Source organism: Sporosarcina trichiuri, from assembly GCF_030406775.1.
Taxonomy (GTDB): Bacteria; Bacillota; Bacilli; order Bacillales_A; family Planococcaceae; genus Sporosarcina; species Sporosarcina trichiuri.
In genome coordinates, this window is record NZ_CP129119.1 from 2,023,968 (window position 1) to 2,045,884 (window position 21,917).

The 21,917-nt window shown below is 56.9% G+C and carries 13 protein-coding genes; all 13 read right to left on the reverse strand.

Features of this window, described 5'->3' with window-relative positions; all coding sequences use genetic code 11:
* Positions 1 to 819: 819 nt before the first annotated feature.
* The 13 genes from QWT68_RS10270 to QWT68_RS10330 all read right to left on the reverse strand — a co-directional run bounded on the left by QWT68_RS10270 (position 820) and on the right by QWT68_RS10330 (position 21,860).
* Complete coding sequence (locus QWT68_RS10270; RefSeq protein ID WP_290148255.1) at positions 820 to 2,754, reverse strand: S8 family peptidase; 1,935 nt, start codon at positions 2,752 to 2,754, stop codon at positions 820 to 822.
* A 424-nt stretch (positions 2,755 to 3,178) separates the two neighbouring features.
* A complete protein-coding gene (locus QWT68_RS10275) occupies positions 3,179 to 4,678 on the reverse strand; it encodes an N-acetylmuramoyl-L-alanine amidase (RefSeq protein ID WP_040287514.1) in 1,500 nt (499 codons plus the stop codon).
* A 231-nt stretch (positions 4,679 to 4,909) separates the two neighbouring features.
* Complete coding sequence (locus tag QWT68_RS10280) at positions 4,910 to 7,156, reverse strand: 5'-nucleotidase C-terminal domain-containing protein (RefSeq protein WP_290148258.1); 2,247 nt, start codon at positions 7,154 to 7,156, stop codon at positions 4,910 to 4,912.
* 155 nt (positions 7,157 to 7,311) lie between these two features.
* Positions 7,312 to 8,754 (reverse strand): sodium/pantothenate symporter, encoded by a 1,443-nt coding sequence (gene panF, locus QWT68_RS10285; RefSeq protein WP_040287515.1) that lies wholly within the window; start codon positions 8,752 to 8,754, stop codon positions 7,312 to 7,314.
* Complete coding sequence (locus tag QWT68_RS10290; RefSeq protein WP_290148262.1) at positions 8,751 to 9,098, reverse strand: YhdT family protein; 348 nt, start codon at positions 9,096 to 9,098, stop codon at positions 8,751 to 8,753. Before QWT68_RS10290 ends, panF begins: the two co-directional genes overlap by 4 nt.
* A 297-nt stretch (positions 9,099 to 9,395) precedes the next feature.
* Entirely contained in the window at positions 9,396 to 10,346 is a 951-nt protein-coding gene (locus QWT68_RS10295; protein WP_290148264.1) for a nuclease-related domain-containing protein, read from the reverse strand.
* Between the two features lie 902 nt (positions 10,347 to 11,248).
* Positions 11,249 to 11,848: a 3'-5' exonuclease gene (locus QWT68_RS10300; protein WP_040287518.1), complete on the reverse strand. Its 600-nt coding sequence runs from the start codon at positions 11,846 to 11,848 to the stop codon at positions 11,249 to 11,251.
* A gap of 74 nt (positions 11,849 to 11,922) precedes the next feature.
* Positions 11,923 to 12,687, reverse strand: coding sequence for an ABC transporter permease (locus QWT68_RS10305; RefSeq protein WP_290148267.1), 765 nt, complete (start codon positions 12,685 to 12,687; stop codon positions 11,923 to 11,925).
* Entirely contained in the window at positions 12,687 to 13,580 is an 894-nt protein-coding gene (locus tag QWT68_RS10310; RefSeq protein ID WP_290148269.1) for an ABC transporter ATP-binding protein, read from the reverse strand. Before QWT68_RS10310 ends, QWT68_RS10305 begins: the two co-directional genes overlap by 1 nt.
* On the reverse strand, positions 13,570 to 13,791 hold the full coding sequence (locus tag QWT68_RS10315; RefSeq protein WP_040287521.1) for a PLDc N-terminal domain-containing protein: 222 nt from the start codon (positions 13,789 to 13,791) through the stop codon (positions 13,570 to 13,572). Before QWT68_RS10315 ends, QWT68_RS10310 begins: the two co-directional genes overlap by 11 nt.
* Complete coding sequence (locus QWT68_RS10320) at positions 13,788 to 14,888, reverse strand: helix-turn-helix domain-containing protein (protein WP_290148272.1); 1,101 nt, start codon at positions 14,886 to 14,888, stop codon at positions 13,788 to 13,790. The genes QWT68_RS10315 and QWT68_RS10320 overlap by 4 nt, the downstream gene beginning before the upstream one ends.
* A gap of 912 nt (positions 14,889 to 15,800) precedes the next feature.
* Positions 15,801 to 20,768, reverse strand: coding sequence for a S8 family serine peptidase (locus tag QWT68_RS10325; protein WP_290148274.1), 4,968 nt, complete (start codon positions 20,766 to 20,768; stop codon positions 15,801 to 15,803).
* Between the two features lie 456 nt (positions 20,769 to 21,224).
* Positions 21,225 to 21,860 (reverse strand): exonuclease domain-containing protein, encoded by a 636-nt coding sequence (locus QWT68_RS10330; RefSeq protein WP_052461891.1) that lies wholly within the window; start codon positions 21,858 to 21,860, stop codon positions 21,225 to 21,227.
* Positions 21,861 to 21,917: the final 57 nt, after the last annotated feature.

Below are 21,917 nucleotides of genomic sequence, written 5' to 3' on the forward strand. Positions count from 1 at the left end.
GAAGCCCGCTATATAATTGGTGGTTTTGATGATGGATTCCCTCTGCAAACGGGGGGGTTGCGTAGCGGAATGGGCGGGTACTCCCGAGAAACGGGCGGGTTCGGCTGAACGGAACGCGTGGGCAGCAGGTTCGTTCTACCCGGGATACCGGTGCACGTCACAATTCGCGGAAGGACGCGAATGGTGTCGTGCACAGGTACCCTGGGGGCTTCTTCTGCGCAACGAGCGGTTCCCCTTCCCCCACGTCCCGACAGGAAATGGGGAGCGCAGCGGAGCCGACCATTCAACGGGTTTGGGGAGCGGGATGGCCGCGAGGATTGGGGAATTGCACGGCGCAGCGGCGGCCGCGGGCTTGGGATGGCGGAATGGAGCGGTTAGCTGTGGAATTGATCGGTTGGCCGGTGTAATGGAGCGGTTAGCTGTGGAATTGATCGGTTGGCCAGGCGAATGGAGCGGTTAGCGGTGGGAATGGAGCGCTTGGCCAAGCGATTTGAGCGATTCCTCCGACAGGAAAAGCGGAGCGCAGCGGAGCCGACCATTCAACGGGTTTGGGGAGCGGGATGGCCGCGAGGATTGGGGAATTGCACGGCGCAGCGGCGGCCGCGGGCTTAGGATTGCGGAATGGAGCGGTCCTGAAACGGAATAGAGCGGTTCAGCGGTGGAATTGATCGGTTAGCCGTGGAATGGAGCGGTTAGCTGTGGAATTGATCGGTTCGCCAGGCGAATGGAGCGCTTGTCCGCTGGAATGGAGCGGTCCTGGCGGCGCAGGGCATGCAAAAAACCGCGGCTCCCCTCGGGGAGCACGCGGTTTTCGAGGTTTCATTTGAATAGCGCTGGGTTTTCGGCGTTGGCCAGGAAGACGCTGTAGGTGGCGCGGGTCATCGTTTCCTGCGGTCTGAAGGTGCCGTCCGGGTAGCCTTTGGTGACGCCTGCCTGGGTCAGTGCCAATGCGGCGTCATAGCTGGCGACGTTCGGGGTCATGTCCTTGAACGGCGATTTCAGGCTGGTGTCGGCCTGCAGCTTGAACGCTTTCTGCAGGAGGAGCGCCATTTCACCGCGGGAGACGGCCTGGTTCGGCCGGAAGGTGCCGTCCGGGAAGCCGCTCAGCAGTCCGGTCTCAAGCGCGGACTGGACGTAGCCGGAGGCGAAGCTGTTCGGGCTGACGTCGCGGAACTTCGTCTGCCGTTTTTCACCGTTGAGTCCCGCGGCCCGGCCCATGATCGCGACGGCTTCCGCGCGTGTGATCTTCTTGTCCGGACGGAACGTGTTGTCGTTGAAGCCGTATATCATCTGTTTATCCGCCAGATAGGCGATCTGCGGGGCGTACCATTTCAGCCCGCTGACGTCCTTGTAGTTCGTGCCGTCGATCTTGAGGATGATGTCTTCCTGGATCTGGCGGCCGGCTTTCGTCATGATGGCGTACTTGCCGTGGTACGTGCCCGACAGCAGGTAGGTCTCCCACTTGCCCGGGGACTGCTCGGGTATTTCGCGGCCCTCGATCTTGAGCTGGCGCACGGTCGTCTTGTCGGCGTTCGACAGCTCGAAGATGACTTTGCCTTTCTGCGTGTACTGCGTCATCATCGGGATCTCCTCGACTTTCGCCGGGTAGCGGACGAGTCCGTAGCCGAACTGGCGGTCGCGCCCTTTGGTGCCGAGGTCCTCCGCGGCGTTCGCGAGGATCGAGCGCATACGGATGTTGGTCATGTCCGGGAACCGCTCTTTCAGCAGCGCGGCGATGCCCGAGACATGCGGTGCTGCCATGGATGTGCCGGACAGGTCATAGTAGCCGTCCTTCTTGCCGTCGTCATCGAGCGCCCGCGGATATGTACTGAAGATCTCCACGCCGGGTGCCGCAAGTTCGACTTCCGGTCCCATCGATGCTTCGAGGAACCGTTCTTTATTGTTGGCGACAGCCGTGACAGCGATGACCGTCGGGTATTTCGCCGGATATTGGACGGAGTCCTTGTTGTCGCCGAATTCCTCGTTGCCCGATGCTGCGATGAGGATCATGCCTTTCGCGTATGCTTTCTCCAGCATGAGCTTGAGCGCCAGGTCGTTGCGGTTCGTCGTGATGCTCATGTTGAGGATGTCGATCTTGTTGTTGATGGCCCATTCGACACCGGCGATGATGTCCGCCGTTGTGCCGGAGTCGTACTGGTTGATGGACTTGATGGCGTACAGGTCGATGCCGGGTGCGACACCGAGTGTGCCGTTGCTCGCTTTCTGGGCGGCGAGGATGCCGGCGACGTGGGTGCCGTGGCCGAGGTCATCGGCATACGGGATAGTCCCTGCCGCGCATTCGGCTTTCGGCAGTGCGCAGAAGCCGCCTTTGACGTTCAGTTTGCTGTGGGTCGTGTCGATGCCGCTGTCGAGGACGCCGACTTTGACGCCTTTGCCCGTGTAGGGAGCGATCACGTCCGGTGTGGTGTTGATGAGGCTGAAGCGTTTCGGGTAGGTGATCTGTGAAGGAGGTGCAGGTGCTTCGGTCGCTGCGGCCACTTCATAGGTATGGTTCGGATAAAGTTCGACGTTCGGATACTGTTGCCGGATGAGTGCGATATCCTCTTGCGTCAGGCTGATCTGCCCGAGCGGTGCCTGCCTGAATTGCTGTGTGAACGGTCCGATCTCCTGCGCGATGGCGTCCAGTTCATCTGCGGACCCTTTCAGCAGCCAGTCGGTCTGCTCTGCTGCATGCGCGTGGATTGGCACGAGCAGACCGAGCATGAGCACGACCGCCATTCCAAATTTTCTCACGTGATCACTCCTTTGATGGATTGGTATGTATATTATGACTCTATACCCCGTCCGAGTCTACCTTGGACATGGTTGGGGAGAAAAAGTTTGCGAGGGGTGCAGAGCGGTACATCCCTACTGCCCCCAGGGTGCCTGTGCACGACAGCCATTCGCGTTCTTCCGCGAATTGTGGCGTGCACAGACACCCGGATGGAGTGAGAGGCTTCCTTTCTCCTGCGAGCGGCACAAATGCAGTGGAAGATTACGTGCCAAAAGAGATGGAGCCGGGTTTGCGGGGCTATCTCTCTGTTCATCGGCTCTCCCGTTCATAGGGTGCCAGGCGGCCGCACAATTCGCGGAAGGACGCGAATGGTCGCAACCGTCTGTCCCCCGCCGTATGTATAGAAAAATCCCACCCGCTCCGGAGAACGGGTGGGACGGGACATCAGTGGAGCTTGCCGCTTGGTGTAGCGTTGACTGTTTTGTACAGCGGCAGGACGTCTGTGCGCCCTTCGTAGTAATAGTAGTAATCGAGTGTTGCGAGGAACAGGCCTTTTGCGAGTTTCTGGCGTCCGGCTTCCGTTCCCATGAGGCCGATATCTTTTTTGTTCGTGATGAAGCCCATTTCTGCAAGCACGGCCGGAACTGTGTTCTGACGGAGGACAGCCAGGTTTCCGACCTTGATACCGCGGTCGGTCAGGCCCCACGCTTCCAGCATACGGTTCTGCGTATAGCGTGCGAGAGCTTTTGACTGGGCCACGTTCGGGTTCACTGCTGCGGAACGGCTGTAATAGAACGTCTCTGTTCCGTTTGCCGAACTGCCTGTGTGCGAGTTCGTGTGGATTGAGACGAAAATGCTGCCGTTCACTTTTTTCGCATATGCTGCGCGAGCATCAAGTGAAGGGTATGTGTCGCCCGATCGGGTCATCTTCGCTTGGATTGGTACATTCTTGTAGTAAGCTTCCATCTTTTTGGCGACGTTCAGCGTGATATTCTTCTCCAGGAATCCGTTGCCTGGTGCCCCGCTGTCTTTACCGCCGTGTCCGGCATCAATGACAACAACGATATCCTTCAGCGGCTTCTTGCCCGGCGGTGTCGGAATCGGATCCGGCTTCGTCACTGGCGGTGTTGGCGGAACGACTTCCGGATTGTCGGTCGGCTTGTCCAGCTGGAGGTAGGCCGAGTGGACGAACCCTTTGACGTTGTCGGACGTGATGTATGCCCAGTCACCGACGGAATATGCGTAGGAGACGATCTTGCCGCTCGGGATCGTTTTGATGGCGGCATAGTCGACGCCCGGTCCTTTGCGCATGTTGAGTTTCGTGCCGTCTTGTACATTGACGTAGACGTCCGTGTCGAATTTCTCGGAGTTCGCTGTCCGGAAGTCCGCGTTGATGGAACGCGCGAGGAACACGGCGAAGTCCGCACGTTTGATGGTCTGGGATTCACCGAAAGTGCCGTCTGCGACTCCCGCTGCGATCCCTTTGTTCATGAGGGAGCTGGCGGCTGCACTGACCGAACTTGACTTGTAATCGAAAGTGCGGCTGATGAGCATCGCCATTTCACCGCGGCTCAGTGTGTTTTTCGGCTTGAAGGAGCCGTCCGGATAGCCGGAGATGATGTTTTTGTCGACGAGCTGCTGTATGTAGCCGGATGCGAAGTTGTTCGAACCGACGTCCTTGAAGTTCGTCGACCGCATTTCGCCGTTCAAGTTGAGTGTGCGGCCGAGCATCGCTGCCGCCTGATCACGTGTCACTTGCTGTTCCGGGACGAACCGTGTTGCGGACACACCTCCAGTGATGCCTCCATCGACCAGGTAGTAGATTTCCGCCTGGGCCCGGTGGGTCGTGCCGACGTCCGTGAATGTAGTGGCTGCCTGGGACTCTTGTCCGAATGGGACAAGCGCTGCGAGGGACAGGGTGAGGCATGCTGCAAGTTTCTTCAATGGTACAATCCTCCAAATTTTTGTCGTTACCGTAAAGGATACAACAATTCTTTGTATTTCTCTATGTTTCTATCGGCCCAAATTCGGGTAGTTTAATAGTTTCCGCCATTTTCGACTGGTCATTCGTACCCGTTCGACAAACGCTTGCTTGCTTAGACGTTATGCTCACGCGGTTTCGTGGAAAACGCCGGATTCTCATTTCGAGAAGAATCCGGCGTTTTTGTGATGTTTTTATTTCCCTGCTGGTTCTTCAGCTGGAACTTTGTATCCATTTTGCTGCGTTTCGAGCGATACGTCGATGATGCGTCCCTCGATTTTCGGGCTGATTTCCTTGCCGAGTGACTGGAGGTATTCGATCAGGTTCTGCGTGTCGGAGAAGCCAGGGTCGGAGACGCGGCCTTCTGCGGACGCTCTTTCGAAGACGTCATAGTCGTCCCCGCCGCGTGCTGTGAAGGAGTTCGTTGCGATGTAGACCGTCTTGTCGTCTTCCAGCGGCACGTACTTGTCGCCTTCCTTGACCAAGACGTCAATGACGCGCTTACCGGATTCCTTCGTGCTGTCATAGGTGAACTTCATGCCGCCGACATGCAGGAACCCGCCGTCCTCTTTCAGGCCTTTGCCTTCAGCGATCAATGCGCCGCGCACACTGCGCTCGAGCGCCTCTTTCACTTCCTTGCCGTTCGACTTGACGATGGCGAGCGGGTTGCCGAATGGCAGGACCTGCGCAATGCTGCCGACCGTGATGTCACCGGCTTCGATGCTCGTCCGGATTCCGCCGCCGTTCTGCATGGCGACCACTGTTGCTTCCTCCATGCCCGGAAGTGTCTTCGCTTTCGACAGCATCGCATCCGCGATCAGGTTGCCGAGGTTCGTCTCGTTGTGACGGACACTCGATGTGCCTTCTGCGTTCGAATCACGCGCACCGTTCAGGTCGACATCCGTTGTGACACCGATGGATTCCTTCTTCAGCTCTTCCTTCCCTGCTTTGAAGGGTGCGAGGACTGCGGCCGCTTGCGGATCGGCTGTCATTGTCTTCGGATCGATCTTGATGAGTTCGCCGTGGTTCCAGTAGATTTCGCCTTTCGGGTTGAACTTCACGTCGAGCTTGCCGACGTAGTCCCCGTACTGGCCTGCCTGGACGATCAGCGTCTTGTCACCTGACTCATGGGTGATGGTGATCGGTTCTTTCAGTGCCGTGTGCGTATGGCCCCCGACGATGACGTCGATGCCGGGCACCATTTTCGCGAGTGTCTGGTCGCTGCCTGACGGTGCTGCTTCATCCACACCGACGTGGGTGATCGCGATGATTTTGTCGACCCCTTGCGCTTCCAGTGCTGCGACTGTCTCTTTCGCGCGTGTGATGTAGCTGAGGACGTCGACGTCCGCCGGGCTTGAGATGTTGACCGTGTCTTCCGTCGTCAGGCCGAACATGCCGACTTTCTGACCATCCATCATGACAATGTTGCCGTCATAGATTTCCCCGCCACCTGCATTTTCCGCGATGCCGCCTTTGTAGAGGCTCTTCAGTTTCGCATCATCCTTGAAGTCGAGGTTTGCGCCGAGTACCGGGAATTGCGCACCGAGGATGTAGTTGCGGAGTGCCGCGTGGCCGTCCGGCGTGCCGCCTTCGTCGAATTCATGGTTGCCGAAAGTGACGGCGTCGAAGCCGAGGTAGTTCATCATGACGACGTCCGCCTGGCCTTTGTATTTATTCCAATAAAGATCACCTGAGAAGACGTCCCCGCCGTGGAGAAGCAGGCTGTTCTTATGCGTTGCGCGCAGATCCTGGACGACATTCGCGATGTACGGGAAGTTGTCGAGGTACGCGTGGTGGTCGTTCATATGCATGACAAGGAGGTCGAGGTAGCCGAACTTCGCGTTGCCGTTGTTGAGGAGCATGGCGAGTTCGCCGCGTGTGACAGGCATGGAGGTGCCGAACATCTTGTCGGTCTTGCCGTTCGCGATCTTTTCGTCGACGAGCGCCTGGACGTATGGGGCGAAGCGTTTGTTGACATCTGTGAATTTGGTTGACGTCTTGTCCATGTCGACTTGGAGTTTCGCTGCTCTGACGATTATGGCAGCGGCTTCCCCGCGTGTCAGTTGCTCGTTCGCACCGAATTTCGTTGCGCTTTTCCCGCTGACGATGCCGTGTTCCTTCAGTGCGTCGACTGCCCATTTTGCAGACTTCGGTACGTCCGTGAAGCCGGATGGCTCGTACACACCGCCGGGCTCGAGACCCATCAGTTTCGCGAGGAAGACGGCTGCGTCCGCACGTTTGACGTCGGATGCTGTGCCGAACTTGTCAGCGCTTACACCTTGGGTGATATTGTTCGCCCAGAGGAAGTTGACGGCGTCCGCATAGCGGTCGGAGACGTCTGTGAATTTCGATGTGTCTGCAGAAGCGCTCGGTACCGCGATGGCGGACGCGACAGCTGCAGCTGTAACGGCAGTGGCCAGGAATTTCGTGTTTTTGTTCATTCGGTTGTGCCCCCTAGTTTAGTAGTTTGGACATGCAGACCTATCATATCAGTTTATGAGAGTTCCGGCTAGCTGTTTTCGAAGTTATTTGATAAGTCTTTACGAAGTTTACATGTACTTAAAAAAGCCCTCCGCGGATGTGCGGAAGGCTTGGATTAAAATTGGAACGGTTCGCGTTTTGCAGCTAGGCTCCCGATGACGAAGGCGGCGAGCGACAGGACGACCGGGATCGTGACGGCGTGTACGCCGAGCAGGTCGCCGTTCGCCTGGTTGTACAGGTAGATGGCGATGTATGATGCCATACCGGTCACCATGGACGCGAGAGCGCCGGTTTTATTGCCATACTTCCAATAGAGTCCGAGGACGATCGGCCAGATGAAGGCGGCTTCGAGCCCGCCGAACGCGAACAGGTTGAGGAAGATGAGCAGGTCGGGCGGCTGCAGGGCGAGCAGGAAGACGATGACGCCGAGCACGCCGGTGATGCCGAAACTGAGCGTTTTGACCTGTTTCTCGGTCGCCTGCGGTCTGACGTAGCTCAAGTAGACGTCCTTGACGATCGCTGAGCTGACGAGCAGCAGCAGCGAGTCGACGGTCGACATGATGGCGGCCATCGGGGCGGCGAGGACGATGCCTGCGAGCCACGGCGGCAGGACGTCGAGCGCGATGAGCGGGATGACTTTGTCGCCGACGTCGATGCCGGGCAGGACCGGGCGCGCGAAGATGCCGATCAGGTGCATGTTGAGCATGATGAAGCCGGTGACGATCGTGCCGATGGCGAGCGCGCGGTGCATGGCGCGGGAGCTCTTGTAGCTCATCGTGCGGACGACCATCTGCGGCAGGCCGACGACGCCGACGCCGACGAGGATCCAGAAGCTCGAGACGTAGGCCGGCGTGAGGCTCCGGTCGGCCCCGAATGGCGTGACGAGGTTCGGGTTTTCATTGACCAGATCCTGCATGATCGCCGGGATGCCGCCGCCTGCGATGATGACGCCGATCAGCAGGACGAGCGTGCCGACGACCATGATGGCGCCCTGGACGGCGTCGGTGAGCGCGACGGCGCGGAACCCGCCGATCGTCACGTAGATGAGGACGCTGACGGCGAAGATGAACAGCGCCGACGTGTAACTGAGGCCGGTGAGCGATTCGATGAGCCGACCGCCGCCGACCCACTGCGCGGTCATCGCGGAGAACAGGAAGACGATGATGGCGATGGCGGACAGGATCGCGACCGCCGGGCTGTTGTAGCGCGCTTTCAGGAAGTCGATCATCGTGACGGCGTCATAGCGCCGGCTGAGGATCGCGAACTTCTTGCCGAGCACGAGCAGGACGAAGTACCCGGTGACGACCTGCGTCATTGCGAGCAGCGCCCAGCCGAAGCCGACGGTGTACGCCGTGCCGGGCCCGCCGAGGAAGCTCGACGCGCTGCCGTACGTCGCGACCATCGTCATTGCGAGGACGAAGCCGCCGAGTTCACGCCCGCCGAGGAAGTACTCCTGCAGGAAGCCGCCGCCGCTGCCCATTTGTTTGGAGGCGATGAACCCGATGGCGAAGATGGCGATCAGGAAGATGATGAGCGGGATGAGTACGCCGATGTTCATGAGTTCGGTCCTTTCTTGGTGGGGGTGTCGTTCCCGCTGTGCAGGGCATCGGGATGGTACCTCGGGTCATCGTCGAGCGGCATGTCGGTGAGGACGAATTTTGCGAGCACGACGGTGATGATGGACATCAGGACGAAGCCGGCGACGCAGCTCCAGAAGAACCAGGCCGGGAGCCCGAGGATGTAGGTATACTCGTCGACTGGCCGGCTGCCGAGCCCGTAGGCGAAGCCGTACCACCAGACGAAGTTGAACACGGCGAGCGCGGCGCCGATCCACGCTTCCTTGTGCGCGGTTTTAAAGCGCGGGTCTTGTTTGGGTTGGGCGTTGTTATGCTGTGCGGACATGGTGCGCGTGCCTCCTTTTTGTGGGAGTGTGGTTGTTTGTTGAGTATAGCTTATTTTGGGTGGTGGGGGTAGGGGTGGGGCGCGGAATTGATCGGTTGGGCTGGAGTATGGAGCGGTCAGCGGGGTGAATGGAGCGGTTCGGCGGCGGAAATGATCGCTTAGCCGGGCGAATGGAGCGGTTCGGCAGTGGAATGGATCACTTCGCCCGCCGAATGGAGCGGTCGACACCTCGCCCCACCGCCTCTCCAACAGAAAAGGCGCAGCGAATGCGGCGCCCACAAACTTATATGATTTAATTCAGAGAGGCTCATAGCGGCTTCCCCGTCCGATTCCCTGATGACGGAGCATCGATTGGGCCAGCATTCGTTTTGCCGTGTGACGATTGGGTATTCCGGCAAATTTACTGAAGGCTTTATTGGTCAGCTTCCCCGGCATGAGCATGAACCACTCATCGATAGCTGCAAGATGACTGGACGATTCCCGCTTGCCACACGAGCGGCATTGCCAGCGCCTGTTCATCCACATCATAACGCAAGGTTGTTTACAGTCCGAACAGAAAACGCCATTCTTCAAGTTATCTGGTGCAATTTTATAATAGGACAGCAAAGGAAACGGATTGAACTCTCGATGCGCACCGATCAGTGCATTGGCAAGCTTCTGGATTTCGGCCCCTGTTAGTAAATAGTTCTCTATAATTTGTGCACGGAAATAAGTCGGTGCGTCGTAAGAACTCATGATCGGCAGTGACGGCTCGCCCTCAATGATCATTTGGTTGTTGTACGCAAACACAACGATGCCGGTTACGGGGATTTGGAAATTGCGCTGGTGCAGCCATTTCTCCAAAAATTGTTTCTTGCGTTCGATCTCCGCAATGGGACTGCGGATGATTTTTGTACTTCCCTGCTTGTCCACTTGCAGGAACTGTGTAGGTTTGGCGGTAACTTTGATTTGATCAGCTCTGTTTTTAATTTCTGATATGGTGATGGATTCAGGGGAGATGTAAAGGGAGTCGATTTGGAAATGGATGCCGTCGTGGTGCAGGTAGAGGTCATGAAGGATAGCATGGGGGTGGGCGGTCCTTACCTCTTTCATATAGCGATCGTACTCGAGTTCACCATAATAGCCTGCTTGGGTGTTGTACAATTCTTCAGCGATATAGGGGTATTTTTCATGCTGTCTTGGCAGCCGTCTCTCTAATGCGCGAAGCCCGCTGAGCAGCAAAGACGCAGAACGATATTTGTAAATCAATTCATCACCTCTTAATTTTTCTATTAGTGTAGCCTATCTGCCTGACAAAAGATATGGAAAGTGGCAAATCCGAATTATCACGAAAAATGTCCAATTCATTGGACGGGAAATGTGGCGCTGGATTTGAGCGGTTAGCTGGAGGAATGGAGCGGTTCGGCGACGGGATTGATCGGTCAGCAAGGGCAATGGAGCGCTTCGGCGGCGGAAATGATCGGTTAGCCGGGCGAATGGAGCGGTTCGGCAGTGGAATTGATCACTTCGACCGCGGAATGGAGCGGTTCGGCACTCTTGCCCCCCTTCCCCAACAGAAAAGGCGCAGCGCCAGCGGAGCCCGACAAGCTAGTCTTGGTTTGGTCTTTGCGCATGGGAGTGCTGGATTGGTCGCGGCCATTTCGGCGTGTAGGCACAGGGTTGTTGCCGCGGGAATGGAGCGGTTGGCAGGCGGAATTGATCGCTTCGGCGCTGGAATTGAGCGGTTAGCCGGGCGAATGGAGCGGTTTGCGCTCAGAATGGAGCGCTTCGGCGGCGGAAATGATCGGTTAGCCGGGCGAATGGAGCGGTTCGGCAGTGGAATTGATCACTTCGACCGCGGAATGGAGCGGTTCGGCACTCTTGCCCCCCCTTCCCCAACAGAAAAGGCGCAGCGCCAGCGGAGCCCGACAAGCTAGTCTTGGTTTGGTCTTTGCGCATGGGAGTGCTGGATTGGTCGCGGCCATTTCGGCGTGTAGGCACAGGGTTGTTGCCGCGGGAATGGAGCGGTTGGCAGGCCGAATTGATCGCTTCGGCGCTGGAATTGAGCGGTTAGCCGGGCGAATGGAGCGGTTTGCGCGCGGAATGGAGCGCTTCGGCAGAAGAAAGGAGCGCTTCGCCGCTCGAATGGAGCGGTTCGGCACTCCTTCTGGTTATTTGGTGCAATACTGATAGATCGCGGCAGTGGCGAGGCAGTCGCCGATTGCGTTGTGGGCGTCGTGTTCGAGTTCCAGGTACTGGGTGAGCGTGGTGAGTTTGTGATTGGGTGTGTCTTTGATTTTCTGGCGTGCGATTTTGACAGTGTCGATGACGGTGTAGGCGGGCAGGGTGATGCCGGCTTTGCCGTCGAGTGCGTACAGGAAGCCCATGTCGAACGAGGCGTTGTGCGCGATGATGGGCAGGTCGCCGATGAAATCGACGAGGTCAGCGAGTTTGTCTTCGATGAGCGGTGCGTCTGCGACCATTTCGTTCGAGATGCCGGTGAGCCGGGTGATGGTCGGCGAGATGTGGCGCTGCGGATTGATGAGCACGTCCATCTCTTCATCTTTCCAATGGTTGAAGTAGCGGATGGCACCGATCTGGATGATTTTATCTGCACCGGCACGGAGTCCGGTCGTTTCGAAGTCGAGCACGACGTAGTCGGAGACGGTCTTCGTGCTTTTCTTGTATTTGGCCGAGGTCGTTTTGCGGGAGCGGTTCGGCTGCTCGGCTTTCTGCTGCAGCAGCCGGATCGCTTTTTCGTGGATGTCCATAGGGCATCGCTCCTTCTGAAATGTGTACTGTTTTCAGTATACCCGCGATGCCGGGTCTCACGCTTGTTTCGAGATTATAAGTTTTTTTTATTGAAATGAAGAACGGCTGTCACCAGCAGCACGGCAACCAAGCCGGCTGATACGAGCAGCGGACCGGTGAAGTCACCGGGCGCGGCCTCCCCTGTCAGCAGGCTGGCCGAATCACTGATGAGCACGATGGGGCTCCAGTCAGCGCTGTCGGGGACCAGCCTCGTCAGGAACAGGACGATGACCGCAACGGCCGCTGTCAGCAGGCCGCCATACCCTGTCGCGAACAGCGTGCTGCCCCATAGCGTGACGGTGAACAGGAGCAGGCCGAACAGCCAGATGCAGCCGATGGCGAGGGCCAGGTGCCGGATGATGGATTGATCCCAGTAATAGGCGGTGTACGCCCAGGTAATGCCGGCCGACAGCAGCAGGCCGAACGTCCAGTACGCCGCGCCGGTGACCCATTTTGCGGTGAGGACGGTGCTGCGGCGCAGTCCTTTCGTCAGCAGGATGGTGAGGGTGCCGCGCTCGAGTTCCTTCGACATCATCGTCGAAAACAGCAGAATGAACAGGACGAGCCCCATCTGCGGCACGTTTTTGTAGAACTGCATCCATGAGTCGAGCGCCGTCGGATCGGGCAGGTCGAGCGCCGCCCCTTCCGGCAGCAGGTTTTCCATGACGGCGGGCATGATCTTCGCTGTGAACGGGTTCAGCACGCCGAGGATCGAGAAAATGACCGCAACGAGCAGCAGCTTGTATGATTTCACGCTTTCTGTCCATTCTTTTTTCAGAAATCCGAACCAGGGCGTCATTAGAGCACCTCCATAACGACATCTTCGAGTGCTTTCTTGTGCGGGTGCATCGTGTTGGTTGCGATACCGCGGTCTGCGAGCGCTTTTGTGAATGAAATCCGGGCAGCTGCGTCCGGCAGGCGGACGATGAGTGCACCGTGTTCGATCTTCATTTCCGCCGGGAAGTCTGTGAGCTGTGCATGGATCTCTTCTATAGAAGGGCCGTCGAATGTGAAGGCGAATTCGTGCTTCGTCTCGCGGTCGAGCCGGGCGAGTTCATCGTCGAAGATGATTTTGCCGCCGTGCAGCATGGCGATGCGGTCGCAGATCTGCTCGGCGTCGGACAGGATGTGCGTCGAGAAGAACACGGTCGTGTCCTGTTTCGCCGCCTGCAGGATCGACAGGATCTGGGCGCGGCCGGCCGGGTCGAGGGCGGACGTCGGTTCGTCGCAGATGAGCAGCTTCGGCCGGTTGAGCAGCGCCTGGGCGATGCCGAGCCGTTGTTTCATCCCCCGGGAGTAGGTTCGGATCGGGCTGTTCGTGTCGAGGCCGACGAGTTCCAGCAGCTCGGTGATGCGGGTGTTCCGTTCCTGTTTTGGCATCTCGGTGATGACGGCGCACAGTTCAAGGTACTCGCGGGCGCTGTAGTACGGGTAGAATTCCGGGACGTCAGGCAGGTAGCCGACGTGGGCGTTCGATGCGGTCTGGCCGAATGTGACGGGTGTGCCGGCGATCGTGATTGTGCCGGATGTCAGCGGGGTGAGGCCGAGCATGCCGTGCATGAGCGTCGTCTTGCCGGCGCCGTTCGCACCGACGAAGCCGCAGATCGTATGCTCGGGAATTACGAGATCGATGTTGTCCAGGACGGTTCTATCGCCGAATTTTTTCGTGACGTTCTTGATCTCAACGAGCATCTTGGTCTCCCCTTCCGATCGTGAAATAGACGAGCGGGCCGAGGAACTGGATGAAGACGACGATGAGCAGCCACATCACCATATTGCCGAACCGGTAGTGCGGGTGGCGGATGACGTGGACGGCCGAGAAGATCGCGAGTCCGACTTGCAGGATGACGAGCGGGATGAGGAATGGCAAGTACTCGATGAGCAGGTCGATATCGGTGTTCATTGGATTCCCTCCAGTCCGAAACGGAGTTCGGTGAGTAAGTCTTTCATTTCTTCGTCGTCCCGGTACGGCGCGAAGAAGGGGGCGTCGAAGATTTCGAACAGCGACTGTTTGACGAGCCGGTCGCTGCGCAGGGCATTCGTGCCGAGGTCGAGTTCCTCGAGCCAGCTGTCGAGCCGGTTGAAGTACGTGTCGCCGTGCAGATCGATCGGGAACAGATACTTCGTGCAGACGCGGACAAATTTTGATAGATACGCATACATCTGCGGGCGGTCGCCGTGGATGGCCGCAAGCTGCGCGGTGCCTGCGTGGAACTGCAGGCAGACGTTCGGATGCAGTTTCTCCAGGTCGTACAGGCCGATGAGTCCTTCGGTGCGGCGGAGCGTTTCCGCGGAGACCGTGGGATCATCCGCGGACAGCCTCAAATAGAGCGGCGCCGCACCGACGAGCTGCAGGAGATTCTGATACATCATCACCTGAAGTGCTCGCATCGCTTCGTCCGTCTGCCCGAGCTGTTCGTAGGCGGTCGCAAGCAGCGCTTCATCACCGATGCTCGGCCGGATGACGCCGTCGAGCAGGCGGAGTGTCGTTTCCGGGTCACCCTGCATGGAGGCGACCGCCGCCTGCAGCGAGTTCGCCTGGCGCAGCACCCAGACGTCTTCGGACAGCGTGCGGATACGGTCGAGCCACGTGTTGATGGTCGTCAAGACGGCAGGACCGTTTTCCGTGAGGATGAAGTGATTGAGCATGAGCACGCTCATCTGCAGCAGCAGGCCGGCGTCGCGGTAGCCGTGCCGTACTTCTTCGAGGACATCCTGGTACACGTCGGCGAATGGCTCGTGTGCGAATCGTTTGGAATAGCCGATGTACAGCGTCTGGATCGCCTGTTTGGACAGTGTCTGTTCATAGCCGAGCAGCTCGTCGACGGTCAGGTTGAAGTAGGCGGCGATCTTCGGCAGCAGCGTGATGTCGGGATAGCTCAGCCCTTTTTCCCATTTGGAGACCGACGCTTTGGAAACCTGGCAGTGCGCGGCGAGGGTTTCCTGGGTGATGCCGTGTTTTTGCCGTTCGCGGTGAATGATTGTGCTGATGTGGAGCATGGTGGGTCCTCCTTTTTCTCGTTATCTCCAGTATAAGTTACTTGTTGGCTGATTCAATGACGTTTTGGTTGACTTGCGCGGAGGAGAATCAACCATTGGATGATTTTATTAACTTAATGTGCAGATGAAATGGGCGGGTTGCGTCGGGGAATGGAGCGGTTCGGCAGTGGAATGGAGCGGTTTACCGGGCGAATGGATCGGTTCGGCAGTGGAATTGATCGCTTAGCCAGGCGAATGGATCGGTTCGCCCGGGAATGGAGCGGTCGCTCAACCCGGCTGTCCACTGCCCTTCCCCTCCCCAACAGAAAAAGCGGAGCGTCAGCGGAGCCCGACAAGCTAGTGTTGGTCTTTGCGCATGGGAGGGCTTGAATGGTCGCGGCCATTTCGATGTGTGGGACGGGATTGCAGCCGCGGGAATGGAGCGGTTCGTGGCAGGATATGATCGGTTCGGCGACGGGATTGATCGCTTAGGCCGAGGAATGGATCGGTTCGGCAGTGGAATGGAGCGGTTTACCGGGCGAATTGATCGCTTCGCTCGGGGAATTGATCGCTTGGCCAGTGGAATGGAGCGGTCGCTCAACCCGGGTGGCTGCTGCTCTTTCCCCTCCCCAACAGAAAAAGCGGAGCGTCAGCGGAGCCCGACAAGCTAGTGTTGGTCTTTGCGCATGGGAGGGCTTGAATGGTCGCGGCCATTTCGATGTGTGGGACAGGATTGCAGCCGCGGGAATGGAGCGGTTTACCGGGCGAATGGAGCGGTTCGGCGACGGGATTGATCGCTCAGCTGGGGGAATGGAGCGGTCCGGCATTAGAATTGATCGGTTCGCCGAGTGAATGGAGCGCTTAGGTCGCGAAATGGAGCGGTCGGCAGGTTGCCATGCAAAAAGGGTGCCCGCGGGCACCCTTTTTCCAGCATTATTTATCCAGCAATACATAGCTGCCGGCGGATTCGATTTCGAATTCGGCCTGGCCTTTTTTCACTTTGTACTTGGATGTTTTGTTCGTGTCCAGGTTGAGGACGGAGCCTTTTTTCCATTTCTTATCCGCGCTGTCATCCACCGCGATGGCGACTTGGATGTCTTCGCCGAATTTCTTGATGGCTGTTTTCGCAGCGGCTGTGCCCTGGTTGATGCCGATTGTGTAGATATCACTCTTCGCACCTTTCACTTGTGCGGAAGATGATTTGCCAAATGTTACGACAGCTTTGCCGTTCGTGTTCTTGCGGAGCACTTCGACGGCATCCTTTTCGAATGTGAACGCTGCGTCCGCTGTTTTGAAGACGAGATATTTCTTGGATTTCTCGATCGCTTTCAGCACGCTGTCATCGAGTTCGACGTCGAATGTGCCGTCAGCTGCCGGTACGTCCAAAATGATCTCCTTCGCTTTCTTGTCGTTCAGGAAGCTTGCGATCATGTCTTCTGTCACGACCATCGCTTTCGATGCCGGCTTTTCGACGTGGACGTTCACAGTTGTCGTGAAGTCGCCGAGTGTGACGCTGATTTCAGCATCTCCAGCACCGATGGCAGTGATCTTGCCTTTGAAAACTTTGGCGACGGATGGGTTGTTCGACTGGTATGCCGCGTCATCCGTTACGCTTTTCGTTGTGGACGTGCCGTCTGCTTTCGTTGTCGTTTCGATCAGCTGGACAGACGCCGTGTCCCCTTCTTTCAGGGACACGCTGTCTTTATCCAACGCATACGTCACGACTGGTGCCGGCTCGCCTTTGACAGTCAAGTACACGAGTGTTGTTTCCCCGTTCGGGTAGTCGACTTTCACTTGTGTCTTGCCCGGCTGGTGCGCGCTGATCAGGCCTTTGTGGACTGTTGCAATCTTGTTGTTGACGACGCTGAATTTCGCGTCGTTTGTTGCGTCACGCTCGATGATCTGGCCGTCCGGCTTGACCGTCTTCTGTGTGACTTTGATTTGTTTCTGCTGGTTCACCTGCATTTTGACTTCTGTTTTGTCGACCGAGTAGGTCACGATGTCCTGCTTCGGTGCCACGACTTCGAGGTAGACGAAGATCGTGTCCTGTTCAGGGATCATGACGCGGACTTGTGTCTTGCCTGCTTTTTGCGCTGTGACGAGTCCTTTGTGGACAGTTGCGATCTTGTTATTGACGATGTTGAAGCTTGTGTTCGGCGTGAAGTCCTGTTCGACGACTGTGCCGTCAGGTTTCACTGTTGTTTTCGTGACGGTGATCTGCTCCTGCTGGCCGACGCCGAGCTTGAGCGTGTTTTTATCCACCGAATACGTCACGACATCCTGTTCCGCTGCGTTGACTTCGAGGTAGACGAACCGGGTGTCCTGCCCCGGGATCATGACGCGGACTTGTGTTTTGCCTGCTTTGTGCCCTGTGACGAGACCTTTCGATACGGTTGCGATCGAATTATCGACGACGTTGAATTTCACGTTCGGCGTGATGTCCTTCTTGACTGTCGTACCGTCCGCTTTCACTGTCGTTTCCGTTACGAGGAGCTGTTCCTGCTGGCCGACGCCGATGGACAGGTTCTTTTTGTTGAGTGCATACGTGACTTCGTCCTGTGCCGGAGCGTCTGCTGTCACGGTGACAGGGATCGTCTGCGTGAAGTCACCGTATGTGATGGTGATGTCCGCTTTGCCGGCTGCGACTGCTGTCACTTTGCCGTTCGCCACTGTTGCGACTGCTGCATCGCTTGACGCGAAATCAGCTTCCGCAGTGACGTCACGGTCTGTCGATGTGCCATCCGGCTTCGTTGTTGTTTCGGTTACGAGGATCTGCGCTGTGTCGCCCGCTTTCAGATCCAGTGCGGTTTGATCGACCGAAACGGAGACTGTGTCCGGCTGGCCCTCCGCTTTATAGATTTCCTGTGCTGCTTTGTTGCCTGCTGCGTCCGTGTACTTGACTGTAACGTTCGATTTGTACTTGTCGAAGTTCGGCACATCGAACGCGAAGTTACCGTCCTGATCGAGTTTCACTGCGCCGGAGTTGACCGCCTTGCCGTCAGTTGTCACTTCATACGAAGCAGACAGTTTCGTGTTGAGGTCATAGCCCATGCCGTATTTGACGAGTTCGCGCTGGTAATCGACGTACTTGTCGATGACCTTACCTGCTGCTTTGCCGTTTTCGACCGATCCTTCGATCGTGCCGGCAGATGATTTCACGACGACCGGCCCGACGTCAGCTGTGATCGTTTTCGGATTTCCGGAAACCGGCTCACCTGTGAAGTCGATTGTGTAAAGGCCGTCCGGGATGTCCTGCTGGCCTGTTCCGCCCCATGGCGTGTATTCGCCTTTGATCGGCAGCTGGTAGGAGCCGGCTGCAAGTGATGCGCCCGCATGCAGATAGCCGATGTAGCCGTCGTTGTACTCGCCGCCTGTCGGATCCATGATATTCCACAGTTCGACCGTGTTGAAGTTCACATCGCCGGTGATTGTGAAGTAAAGCATCGCTTCGTCTTTCACGCCATCACCGTTGAAGGACAGATCGGTTTCCGTGATTTCCATATCTGTGACCGCGGCCGCCGCTGCGCCTCCGAAGTCCGCTGCGAATGGCAGGGACAGATCCTTGCCGTTCCCTTTGATGTGGATGTAGCCGAGGATTTCATCGCCGGCTTTTGACTCCGCTTTTGAAGCGGTCAGCGTGACGTTGAGCATTTGCTCACCGTTCAGGGTGAAGGCTGTCTTGTCGACAGTTACATTTGCATCGCCGAATTTCTTCGTGATATCGACGGAAACGGTGTAGTCGCCGCCTTTGCCTTTCAGATCTTTGACTTTGATCTGCTTCGTGACGGAGATATCTTTGTCGAGTTTCTGAGGGCCGAATGTGACTGTCCCTTTCAGGTTCTCGACTTCCGAACCGTCGTTGTTCGCTGTGTCGATGCCGTACGCAAGGACGTCAGCGTGTGCTGCTTTGTACGCTTCCACACGGCCTGCGCCTTGTGTGAAGACATCATATTTCTTTGTATCGAGCAGTGTTGCCGTGTTGGAAAGTGCGACTTTCACATCGAATGCGTTCCACTCAGGGTTTGCCTGTTTCACGAGCGCTGCGATACCCGCAACGTGAGGAGTGGCCATCGATGTACCGGTTTTGCGTGAATACGACTCGCTGTAGTCCGCATCCGGGAAGTCTTTGCCGTATTGCGGGATGGTGGACATGATGTTCGTTCCAGGTGCAGTGACGTCCGGCTTGATGTCGAAGTTCGGGACGGATGGACCGCGTGAACTTGAGTCGTTGACGTCGTCGCCTGTCGTTTTCGTGCTTGTGAACTGATCGAATGTGATCGTTCCTTCCGCTGCTGCGAGTGCTGCGCGGATCGCTTCGCCGTCTGTGACGGACATGTCGAATGTCGGAAGGAATTCGAACGCATCCCCTAGGAATGTTTGGGATTTGCCAGGTGCGTTCGTGCCGCCTGCGAAGTTGTGGACGATGACGCCGACAGCACCGTTTTTCTTCGCTGCTTCGATTTTATCCACAAATGCGATTTCGCCGCGGGACACGAGTGCGATTTTACCTTTGACGTCTAGTCCGGCATAGTCGGCTTCTTTACCGACGCCCGGGACTGCGACAAGTTTGTAGCTGCCCGAAAGCTGCTGTTTCACGTCCTTGCCGAATGTCGTCGCCATGAGATCGTTCACTTTGCTGTACGTGAAGTCGCCGGCTGTGATGTTGATGTTGGCCTGGTAATGTGTTTCCGGGTTTGTCGTGTTGCCGACACCGATGCCGAGACGTGACGTTGCCGGAGTTCCCATCGTACCGCGGTTCGGACCGGAGTTTCCTGTTGCGATGACGGAAATCGTGCCTGCGAGCATCGCGTTGTTGATGGCGAAGGAGGCCCCATCGACTTCATTGTTCGCCCCGCCGCCGAGCGACAGGTTGATGACATCCATGTTTTCGATGACCGCAGTGTCGATCGCTTTGATGATTCCGGCGGTCGATCCGCTGCCGTATGCGCCGAGGACGCGGTACGAATAGAGGTCGACTTTCGGTGCGATCCCTTTGATGCCGTATGGATTGTTGCCTTGTGCGGCAATCGTTCCGGCTACGTGCGTGCCATGCGATGTGTAGAATGCGCTGCCTTTGTCGTTGAATTCAGGCTTGTTCGATGGACGGTCGAGCGGAGACGTTTCCGATCCGTCGTCATCTGCGCGGGGCCGTGCATAGTCGCCTTCTGTGTGAGGGACGAAGTTCTTGCCGCCTTTGTAGACTGCTTTCAAATCCGGGTGTTCTGCATCGATTCCTGTGTCAAGGACAGCGACTTTGATGCCTTGTCCTTCAATCCCTTCTGCCCACAGTTTATCGATTCCGAGGAATGGAATGCTGGTGTCCATTTGTGCATCGACGGATGGCTCGACTTTTTCGAGGCCTTCGAGTGCATACATAGTAGTGTCAGGCTCGACGTATTTGACTTCGTCGATGTCCAGGATTTTCTCGAGGTCATTGGCCTGTACAGTGCCGGAGAGACCGTTGAGGACTGTATCGTATGAGAATTGCTGATCGAATTTGACGTTTTTGACCGCCATCTTCTTTTTTGCGCTGACTTGCTGGTCTTGGATCTTTTTCTTTTTCGTGTTCTTCTGCGCCTGTGTCATCTTCTTGCCGTTCAGTTTCTGGATCCCCTGCTCGAGGCCCACCGACTTTTCGGACAGATGAATGATGACAGGCACTTTCTGGGTTCCTGAAAGCCCTTCCAGATCCTTATGGAGACGGGCATCTCCCTCCAGCAGGCTTGTCTGCTGAGCAATCGCCGCTTTCTGCTGCAGAATGCTTTCATCTTGCGGGTTCGGCTTGAACGGCTGTTTGAGGAGCGCTGCATCGGCAGTGCCTGCAAACGGCAGGACAAGCGAGAGTACCAGGACCAGTGTCAGGAACGTACTGAGAAATCTGGTGAATTTCTTGTTGGTCAAATTCCTACCCCCTATATTGAATTAGTTGTCAGACTTAACAAAATTAAGTGACAGAACGAAGATATCATAGAACGGTAGATTTGAGAACGGCAGTTTCCTCCGAATTTCGGAATAAACGTCACTTTTCAGAAAAATCGTCCAATCGGCATTGCCGGGGATCATTTGGAGTAGTCTATTGGTTGTATGGAAGATGATAGATCTTATGAAGATGGTAGGTGTTCCATATTGTGGGTATATAGGTGGGGTCAACCATCCGCTGATTGGGGGGGGAGGACGATGCTTGCTTGAGCGTAGGACACTGATGCTTGAGCGTTTGGGGCTGGGGCTTGAGCGGTTCTCGCTTTGCTTGAGCAGTTCTGAGCTGGGCTTGAGCGGTTCTCGCTTTGCTTGAGCGCCCGGCCATTCCCCCCCAAAAAAACCCCACAAAAAAACGCTTCGTTGGCGGAAGCGTGGGGATCAGACGGCGGCTTCAGGCTGATTGACCCGGCAGCAATATTGGTAGATCGCTGCGGTGGCGAGGCAGTCGGTGTGGCCGCTCATGGAATTCAGTTTGTCGGTCAGCAGGGTCTTCAGCTGCACCATCTGTTTGCGGTCCGTCAGCTGGGCCGCCACTTTCCGGGCAAGGCGTGTCGTGTCGACGACTGTGTATTTCGGCAGATCCAGAGGGGTGAAGTCTGCCAGTGACTCGAGGAACCCCATCTCGAATGAACTGTCATGAATGACGATCGGCAGTTCCCCGATGAAAGCCACGAGATCTGCAATGATCTCTTCTATGACCGGTGCCGTCCGGATGTCCGCGGCGGATATCCCCGTACGCTGGGTCACCTCGAGCGGGATGTGCCGCTGCGGATTCACAAGTGTCGAAAAGCGGTCCGTCTCCTCATGGTCCTGGTAGCGGATGGCGAGGACTTCAAGGATCTTATCAGCTCCTGCCCGCATGCCTGTCGTCTCGAAGTCGAGGACGACGTAGTCATCGTGGCAGTCATCCGTCGTTATGTAGTTGCTGCTGCGTGTCTGTTTGCGCAGCCGGTTGTTCTTCTGTTTCGGCTGCTGGTTGAGCAGCAGCTGGACTTGTTTCCGTTCCCTTTCCATCGTTCCACTTCCTTACCCGTTGTACATTCTGCTCATTCTATACCCCGTTTTCCGGAT

Coding starts and splice junctions, on each gene's coding strand:
- QWT68_RS10320 (WP_290148272.1), bottom strand. CDS start 14,888: ATGCTCCACATCAGCACAATCATTCACCGCGAACGGCAAAAACACGGC.
- panF (WP_040287515.1), bottom strand. CDS start 8,754: ATGAACATCGGCGTACTCATCCCGCTCATCATCTTCCTGATCGCCATC.
- QWT68_RS10330 (WP_052461891.1), bottom strand. CDS start 21,860: ATGGAAAGGGAACGGAAACAAGTCCAGCTGCTGCTCAACCAGCAGCCG.
- QWT68_RS10310 (WP_290148269.1), bottom strand. CDS start 13,580: ATGCTCGTTGAGATCAAGAACGTCACGAAAAAATTCGGCGATAGAACC.
- QWT68_RS10305 (WP_290148267.1), bottom strand. CDS start 12,687: ATGACGCCCTGGTTCGGATTTCTGAAAAAAGAATGGACAGAAAGCGTG.
- QWT68_RS10315 (WP_040287521.1), bottom strand. CDS start 13,791: ATGAACACCGATATCGACCTGCTCATCGAGTACTTGCCATTCCTCATC.
- QWT68_RS10280 (WP_290148258.1), bottom strand. CDS start 7,156: ATGAACAAAAACACGAAATTCCTGGCCACTGCCGTTACAGCTGCAGCT.
- QWT68_RS10290 (WP_290148262.1), bottom strand. CDS start 9,098: ATGTCCGCACAGCATAACAACGCCCAACCCAAACAAGACCCGCGCTTT.
- QWT68_RS10300 (WP_040287518.1), bottom strand. CDS start 11,848: ATGGACATCCACGAAAAAGCGATCCGGCTGCTGCAGCAGAAAGCCGAG.